Annotated in this window: 7 protein-coding genes; 5 read left to right on the top strand and 2 right to left on the bottom strand. The window is 37.5% G+C overall.

All coding sequences use genetic code 11. The features are described from left to right. Together Q0110_RS18070 and Q0110_RS18065 are read right to left on the bottom strand one after the other, a co-directional pair. On the bottom strand, window positions 1–309 hold a 309-nt coding region (locus tag Q0110_RS18070; protein ID WP_297909844.1), incomplete at its 3' end, for a nucleotidyl transferase AbiEii/AbiGii toxin family protein. Continuing rightward, entirely contained in the window at window positions 306–896 is a 591-nt protein-coding gene (locus Q0110_RS18065; RefSeq protein WP_297909841.1) for a DUF6088 family protein, read from the bottom strand. The genes Q0110_RS18070 and Q0110_RS18065, both read right to left, overlap by 4 nt. 770 nt (window positions 897–1,666) lie before the next feature. On the opposite strand from Q0110_RS18065, the gene Q0110_RS18060 reads away from it, so the two are divergent. The 5 genes from Q0110_RS18060 (at window position 1,667) to Q0110_RS18040 (ending at window position 8,523) form a co-directional block, all read left to right on the top strand. Beyond that, window positions 1,667–3,040, top strand: a complete 1,374-nt coding sequence (locus Q0110_RS18060) for an ATP-binding protein (RefSeq protein ID WP_297909838.1) — start codon at window positions 1,667–1,669, stop codon at window positions 3,038–3,040. A 17-nt stretch (window positions 3,041–3,057) separates the two neighbouring features. After that, entirely contained in the window at window positions 3,058–5,133 is a 2,076-nt protein-coding gene (locus Q0110_RS18055) for an AAA family ATPase (protein ID WP_297909836.1), read from the top strand. Between the two features lie 22 nt (window positions 5,134–5,155). Next, a complete protein-coding gene (locus Q0110_RS18050) occupies window positions 5,156–7,309 on the top strand; it encodes a UvrD-helicase domain-containing protein (protein ID WP_297909833.1) in 2,154 nt (717 codons plus the stop codon). Window positions 7,310–7,560: 251 nt separating this feature from the next. After that, window positions 7,561–7,977: a hypothetical protein gene (locus tag Q0110_RS18045; protein WP_297909830.1), complete on the top strand. Its 417-nt coding sequence runs from the start codon at window positions 7,561–7,563 to the stop codon at window positions 7,975–7,977. Between the two features lie 69 nt (window positions 7,978–8,046). After that, window positions 8,047–8,523 carry a hypothetical protein gene (locus tag Q0110_RS18040; RefSeq protein WP_297909827.1) on the top strand — a complete coding sequence of 159 codons (477 nt, stop codon included), beginning with the start codon at window positions 8,047–8,049 and terminating at the stop codon, window positions 8,521–8,523. The last annotated feature ends 691 nt before the right edge of the window (window positions 8,524–9,214 follow it).

The following is a 9,214-nucleotide window of genomic DNA, read 5'->3' as shown; positions in this document are numbered from 1 at the left end:
GAACTTCTTGGAGTCTTTCCGCAACTTAGTCCGTTGACTTTTAGTCTCAATATTTGTAAAGCCGAGATATTGGGGATCTATTGCAAGGTCAATATCTTCCGAAAACCGTTCAATTAATCCCCAACCTTTGCTAAGGCTTGTTCCTCCCTTGAAAACAAATGCTGCTGCATACGGCAAAGAAAATATGGCACGTAACACCATACTGACCCAGTAGTCCTTTTCTACGGCATTGTCCACAATCCCTTTATCTTCGGCTACATTAGCCAAAATGGTAAGTTGTTCTTCTTTTGTAAGCTTAGTAAAATTCATAATGCAAGTCTTTGTTTAATCCATTGCGGGGCAATGCTGTAATCGTATTTGATTTCACCAGGACTACCATATTTTTCAATGGCTTGTTTTATGATTGCAACCTGTTCATCTGTCACGTTATCTTTCCCTAATTCTTTCATGGCAGCGACTATAAGTGGGAACAAGTCCGTCTTGTAGGCAAAATTGCGAGGTACGCTACGCTTGAATATGATTTTACGGTTCCCGATAGTAAGTTCCCTTGCTGTGGCATCTGTCAAATAGACTGCATTCATCGTGACCTGTGTGGAAAGTCCCAATTTGTTCAATGCTGTCAATCCACTAGGTATAATACGAGCCTTATCCTTTTCCGCTATAGCGTATGCGATATCTTCTATAGAGGGACGAAGTACACCGAACTTATTCCGTAGTGGATATAAATATAGACCTTGAGAAAGACGAATGAGCACACCCTCTTTCTCTAATCGGGAAAGCGCACGAGTAACTAGTCCATCATTATTCAGATGGGCAAAATCACTCACCATATAAAGCCTGTTCGGTCCGTTTCGGTCTATGATGTTTCGTATTTCCTTCGTCAGTATCATCTTCATATCCACAATGATTCTAGTTGCAAAGATACGATATTACTCTTGATGTAACAATAAAATGTCCGAAATTCTTAAAGAAAATCGGACGTTATAGAATACTTTGCGGTTTAATACCCAAATCATGGATCGAATACATTAAGTTAGGATTATGATAGTCCGCCAAGTTGTTCTAACCGATCCATTGTGAAACATTAACACCATACCTCAAAATGAAGAGCTTTTATTAGACCGTGGGCAAAATAGTAATAACCTTTGGGAAACTGACAGAATATGGGAACTATACAGTATCAAACAAAAGATAAAGACTAATATATAAATTGATTATCAGATTAGTATATAATCATTCTCGGTTCAAGCGTGGCACTGCCAATAACCATGTCTTAAAGTGCAGGCCCTGAGAAAACCTTAATCAACAGATATGGTTAAGTAGCCCACGCTATAGTGTGGGAACTGCCATGCTAATTCTTGTTGATTTCGTGTTTCAGTTTCTCAGGCTTCGCACTTACAAGAGTAGCATAACGCTCCTTTTATTTCAAATGTCTGGAAATGGTCGCCCAATCCAAACGCAGAATTACCCATAATATTTGAAAATGACGAATGTATAGCGATGGAATAGAGTTCTTTTGTTCTATTTGCTATTAAAAGTGTACCAATGATGCTTAGAACTATACGAAACAAAGACTTTTATGCTGGTTTTCGGATAATTAGTTGTAATTTTACGCTTATGAATAGAAATGTTTTTACTGATTGATAATATAGTAGTCATCATAACAATGGATTTGAATACTCTGATAGCAGAATGTACCGCATACGATTTTAAGCTGATGCTGGAAGAAAAGAAACCCAAGAGCTGGTTGAAAAGCGTAAGTGCTTTTGCCAATGGTTTGGGTGGATCCCTTTTCTTTGGCATTGATAATGATGGTATTGCCAGAGGTCTTGATGATGTACAGCATGTGTGTGAAGCTATCAGTAGTAAGATTCGTGACTATATGGATCCTTTACCAGAGGTGGATTTGATTCCTCATGTTGCAGATGGTTTACACATCTTGCAGCTCAAAGTCAATACAGGGCATTATACCCCATATTACTATGTTGGTGATGGTCAGCGTATCGCCTTTGTTCGTATTGGTGACGAGAGCTTACCGGCAACAGCAGAACAAATGGTACGATTGATGCTTAAAGGCTCGAACAAAACTTTCGATTCTCTACATACAGATTATAATGCGGAGGACTACTCCTTTACGATATTGGCAAATGCTTTCAAGGACCGCACCCAACAAGAATGGGACAAGAAATATCTTTTGTCGTTTGGATTGGTAACTGGTGCAAAGAACCTTACGAATGCTGGTGCCTTGTTTGCCGATGACTGCCCATTGTGGCAATCTCGCCTATACTGCACACGTTGGGATGGAAAGGAAAAGGGTGATGCTATCAATGATGCAGAGTTTACTGGAAACGTACTCATGTTACTTCGTGAAGCCATGAACTTTGTGAAATCCAACACAAAAAAAGGCTGGGAGAAGTTACCTGATGGGCGAAAGAACAAGCCTGAGTATGCAGAACGTGCTATTCTCGAAGCTATGGTTAACCACTTCATCCATCGTGACTATACTGTTATGGGTGGCGAGGTGCATCTTGATATCTACGATGACCGTCTCACAATCACGTCCCCTGGTGGAATGTACAATGGTATGCTGATTCAGAACTTAGACATCGCTGACGTTTCTTCTGAAAGACGTAACCCAATACTTGCAAATGTCATGGCCCAACTGGACTATATGGAGAAAAGAGGTAGTGGACTCACACGCATCTGTAACGAGACCAAAGCATTGGATGGGTATAGGGATGAACTGAAACCTGTTTTCAAGTCCACTCCAACTCAATTTCAGACTATCATCTTTGCCTCCACCGACATGACAAATGTCGGAGATAATGACGGAGACGTGTCGGAGACGAAAATTACTGAGCGTCAACAGAAAATACTGAATCTCATCAAAGAGTCTCCGACAATTAGTGGTCGCCAAATGTCGGAGAGGCTGTCGGTGAGCCAACGCACAATAGAACGAGACCTTTCCGCTTTGCAAAAGAGTGGAATTCTGAAGCATGAAGGCAAGGATAATGATGGGGTATGGGTAGTATTAGAGTAATATAAATATAAGTCAAAATGCATCTGTCTGTTCTCAAACTATGGAATTTTAGGAAATACAGCGAAGGTCCTAATGGTGAGCCAGGGCTAGTGGTGAATTTCCATGAAGGCGTGAACGTGCTTATTGGAGAAAATGACTCAGGTAAGACGGCCATCGTTGATGCTATTCGATATGCTCTGAAGACACAAAGCGGAGAGTTTATCCAGTTTGATGATAAAGATTTTTATCAAGATGTCAACGGAAATAGAAAGGAAGAGTTTAAGATAGAGTGCGTGTTTGACGGATTGAATGAACAGGACTCAGGCTTGTTCTGGGAGTGGTTGTCATGGAACGATGATAAAACAAGATATTTGTTGAAGGTATGGCTTTATGCTAAGAGGAAAGATAACGTCATTATGCCATCGTTCACAGCTGGTATTGAAGGACAAGCAGACAGAATGGACTCTGAAGCGCGAGAATTGTTAAAGGTGGTATATTTCAAACCTCTCAGGGATGCCCTTACAGATATGACTCATGGTTATAAGTCAAGGTTGGCGCAAATCCTCGGTGCACACGAACTATTCAAGACTCAAAAAGATGCTGAAGGAAACAGCACTAAGCACAAACTGGAGACTGACTATGAGAATTTGAAGAGAGAAATAGAGAACTATTTCAAAGATGGGGGTAATGGCTCTATTATCACAGGAGACATTAATAAGTTCTTAAAAAAGCATTTCCTGCTTAACGGAGACCCGCGAAATGCCCAGATTAAGCTGACTGGTGGAGAACTAACAGATATATTGAGGTTGCTTGATCTTATCATGGAGGGTAACAAGTCGGGACTCGGAACGCTTAACTTATTGTGTATAGCAGCTGAAATGCTTCTGTTTAGCAACCAGAAAAAAGGATTGAAGCTGGCGATAGTAGAAGAACTGGAGGCACACCTTCATCCGCAATATCAGTTGAGGTTGATAGATTATATTTCCTCCCAACAAAACAATGAACAGTTTATTCTTTCCACCCATAGCATTACGTTGGCATCGAAAATACGACTTGAAAACCTTATTATTCTAAAAGACAAGGAAGTATATCCAATGTCTGCGGATTACACGATGATGAATCCAGCTGACTATAAATTTTTGGAACGTTTTCTGGATGCTACAAAAGCTAACCTTTTCTTTGCTAAGGGATTGATAATGGTTGAGGGAGATGCTGAGAACTTATTAATCCCAGCCATCGCAGAATTGATGGATAGGCATCTGCATAAACATGGAGTCTCTATTGTTAATGTGGGAAGTACAGCATACAAACGGTATGTTAGTATCTTTAAGCGCAAGGATGAAAAAACATTTGATATACCCATTGCTGTCATATCTGACCTCGATGTTAAGGCACTTGAATATTATGATGACAATAGTAAAGACCGTAAGATTCCTAAATATTGGTTGAAAGATACTGTTCTTACGGAATTAAAAGCCATCACGGAAGAAGTTGATTATGAAGCTATGGCAAATGTGTACCGTAGTCTGACTGCTTTTGAAAAAGAAGTTCGGTCTAATAAGACGGAGAACTTTGTTCCTATAGGAGAGACTATTGAACGTTTGAAAGCAGTTCTGACGGATGATAAGAAGACAAAGCTTGACGAAGCAATGCTTTCGACAATCAGAGAAGATCGGATTAAGCGTTTGAAAAGTGAAATCAACAAAGGGAAAACCAAAATATACCTGCCCAAAGATTGGACTTTGGAATATGAGATAGCAGGGAGTGGTCTTTATAGGCTGTTGGTTACTGCTACCAGAGCTGCAAAAATAGAAACTGATAATCCAGATTTGGAGATGACAGACGAGACCTTGCTAGAATTGTGGAGTAAGGTGAAAGAGGACTATCCTGACGGACATGTACCAACAAGAGAGGATATTTATCGTATATTTGCGCCTCTGAATGAGGGCGTGGTGAGTAAAGCAATCACAGCGCAGTATTTGGCAGGGATGATTTCAGGTGAGCTACCGCCAGTAAAAGGAAATGATGAGATGAAAGGAAAGGTTAAAGGCATTATTGAGACTGACGATAGGATGAAATATCTAAAGGAAGCCATAGAACATGTCACTGCGTAATTCTTAAAAAGGTATTTGATGTATGTCATTCGCAACAGATGATGAAATAAGAATAGCCCATGATATTCTTTTGAAAGAGAAGAAGCCTTTTGATAATCCAAGAGTTGAGATTATCAAAAAGGATAGCAGTTGCTATGTCCAAGCCTGTCCAGGAAGTGGTAAAACAACGTCTTTGCTTGCAAAGTTGATTATTCTTGCAAACAAGTTACCATTGGCAGATGGAAGGGGTGTGTGTGTACTTACACACACCAACGTGGCCATTGACGAAATAAAGGCAAAAGTTGGACCTAAAGCAGAAGTGCTTTTCAGCTATCCTAATTTCTTCGGAACTATACAGACATTTCTGCATAAGTACATTGCAGGTGCGGCACTTCATTATTTCTATGGAAGTCAGATCCAATATGTGGATAATGATATTGCCATGGCCGTTCTGCTGAAGAAATATAGCAGTTTACCTTTTGGAAACAAGTTAAAAGATTTGGTTTTTGCTCGTATGGCAGCAAAAAAGCATAGGTTAGGAGAAGATGAAATAAATGCATGGGGAGGGGTTGATTTATTGAAGGCTGCTAATGTAATAAAGCAGAAAGGCAAACGTGTTATTTGGTATGATTTTCAGTTGAGCGGTCATGTTTACGCAAATATACCCAGAAATATAGTGCAGCAAATTAGGACAAAAAAGAAAGAAATACTTGATAATGAATGGAAGGACATTATTCTTTCCTTTAAGGTGGATTGGCTAAATAATCAAATCATAGCAAACCAAAGATCAATTAGTTTTTCTTCTGAATCTAGTGCTGAGTATCTAAAGCTAAAAGAAGAGATGTTCCAAGATGGCATTTTATCTTTTGAAGATGCATACGACCTGGCATTTAGATATATACGGGAAAAGGGGCTTGATTTTTGCAGATTCTCAGATAAGAGGTTCAAATACCTTTTTATTGACGAAGTTCAAGACTGTGACAAACAGCAAGTTAAACTAATAAAGAGTTTATTCGCAGATGATAAAGTCATTGTTCAGCGGTTTGGAGATTATTGCCAAGCAATCTATGATGGAGATGGAGGCGATGGGAACGATAATACTGAATTGAGAAACGAAAATGTACTATATATACGTAATAGTAATCGATTCGGAGAGAAAATTGCCCGGCCATTACGTTTTTTGTGCATGGAAGATAATCATCTTCTTGTTGGAAATGAAGATGTATATTCGGTAAAACCTATTATTCTTACCTATGAAGACCCGCTGGCGGTACTACCCAAGTATGCAGAATTGCTGAGAACGACAACCATCCCTGAGATGGATAACATATCAGTGCTGAATCTTGCCAACAAAGAAAAGAATGAAGACCCGTTGCACAGAGTAAATATCAAAGCATGTGGATGGGTGGGCAAGAAAGGTGCTAACGAGCAAAAGATATATATAGAATCATATTACCCATCATTTGAAAAGAAGAATGTAAAAACAAGGGTGGAGGGAGATTCATTTGATGATTTCTTATACAAAAAAACTCAAGGAACAGTAAAAGATTGTGCGTCGTCTATTATACAAGGTGTTATTGAATTTTTGGATTTATGTGATGTAAATAATGATACTAAGCGCTATACTAGAACATCACTGCTTGACTATCTGACATTGAAAGATGTTAAGAATAAAGAAGAATTTCTTAGTAAAGTGATGAATTGGGCTATGCTTATGGCAACTGGGAATAATGCAGAAGAAAGACAACATCTTAAAGAAGATATTTATCGGTATTTGTCGGGTACGCTTCTGCCTCTATTTGATAAAAATGAGGTGACTGTGGTTGCTAATACATTCTTTAATGCCGTTGCAGATGGGAACAAAGGTGGACAAAATCTTGAACATGGAAACATATACAAAGAAGATGACATAGAGATTGAGGTAGCCACGGTTCATGCTGTGAAAGGCGAAACACATGCTGCTACGCTATACCTTGAAACCTTTTTCAATAGGTATTATGAGTCTGAACGGCTAAAAGAGCAGTTTAAGGGGATTGCGTACATGGGGACTGATGATGATACGCTAAAAAGCCTTAGAGTGGTATATGTTGGCATGAGTAGGCCTCGCTACTTGTTATGTGTCGCCATTCAAAAGGATAGATTTCACACTATAGATTGTCAAGAGTTGAGAGATATATGGGATGTGGTAGAAGCATAGACCTTTTAATGAAAGTTAAATACGTTAAATCTTCATTTTTCCCGACTTCCTCAGAATCAGCATCATCACTTTTCTACCGCTTAATTTATAAGCTGTTGACATGTAGAAGATTATACATACTTTGTAAAAGTATACTATTGTTATCATTCTCTTGTGTACATAAGAATGCCGACAAGAAAGTATGGAAAGACTTGCAAGAGAAAGTGACTATCGCTAATGCGAATAAGGATAAATATAAAGACTCATTCCCTATGGATAGCTTGGGTAAAATAAGATACCCGGATTATTATGCGGGTTCTTATGTTAATTCCACATATGAATTGACCGTAGGAATTGTTGGAGATACATCCGTATATCGAGATGAGATAAGGAAAGTGTTAGGTAACGATTCATTTTTGATTACTGAAAGCGAGTATTCATATAATCATTTATTGTCTAAATATGATTCACTAATAATAGTTTTGAAACCATTATTAGAAGAAAAGGACACTGGGGGAATAGAACACTATGAGATAGGGATAAACGATCTCTATATCTCGGAAGAGGAAAATAGAATAGTTGTGGAGTTGATAGAAATCGATTCGATACACGTACATCGTTTTTTAAACCAAATTTCTAACATGCCAGAAATACAATTTAAAAAGGTTGATTTACCTGTATTACATTGATAATTATGCAAAATATGTTTGTTTGAGAAAGATTAACCAGTATGAACCCCAAAAAAGGAATAAATGTATATGCAGATATTTTATGTCACAATTTTGTTTAGTACCTCTTGCCAATATACACCGAAAGATACAAGAGTGGAATATGTATTTGAAGATACGGTAAAAATATCTTCGAATGTTGTCGATGAAAAGGGTTGCGAATTACAAGTAGATTCTATTTTTCCTATATCACAATGTAGGATACCGATCAAAATAATAAACCACATGGATAATGCTATTGAAATGGCAAGAAATGATTATAAATTGGAGTTTTATAATGAGAGTTCTCAAACTTGGGAAAATGCGTTACCTGAAAATCACGCTTATTTAATGATTGCCGATATTGTTCCACCACATGATACATTGGAATTAACCGTATACGAATATACCGGAAAGGCAGGAAAATACCGGGTGACTAAAAACGCCACGATAATATATGATTTCAATGGTAAATCCCATGATTATATACTTTCAGGTGAGTTTTTTCTGAGTAGACAGGCGAAATAAAAAACCATTCTTACTATACATTCCTTTGGCTTGTTATCCCATAAAACTGATAATTGTTGCAGAATCTATATGATTTATTTTGTTATGTAAAGATAAAAACTATCATCTTGCTCCTTTATTCCATAAATATATTCACATCTAGAATGTATTATTTAACATATATGAGCCTTTTGGAAAAATACTGAAAGAACTCTTATTCTTTTCTCTTAACCGCTGTAAAGATAGCGAAATATGTATTACGAGTGTTATTTTATATAAAAGACGATACCATATTATATGTTCTACAAAACAAAAAAATAAAAAGTATTCATTTTTTTAATAATACGGAGAGTTTTAGCGTTGAACTTAGACTTAAGTTAGATTATATACTACTAAAGCCATTGAGATAACGTGTGGAACAGTATAATAGGTTTCACTGTTATAAATATACTGTTAATGATTTAAACAAATATCGGAATTAGTTCTTGTGATACTACGTCTTCCGATACTTCAATTCAAGGAGATTACATTACATTAAGTTAAGTTTTGTGAAACAGACCCTATCTATGATATATTATTTATGAATTTAATTACTTTTGTAACGAAGTTTTTGATTTATATCATGTCTTATTTACTTTCTGTTGCTTGTTTTCACCATAGTATCACAAGTACTAAGGTTCTTATTGATTCTGCATTTATCTATAAGACAACT

This window comes from uncultured Parabacteroides sp., from assembly GCF_947855115.1.
Lineage (GTDB): Bacteria > Bacteroidota > Bacteroidia > Bacteroidales > Tannerellaceae > Parabacteroides.
Note: the sequence above shows the minus strand (reverse complement) of the source record. Positions and strands in the feature narration are given on the sequence as shown.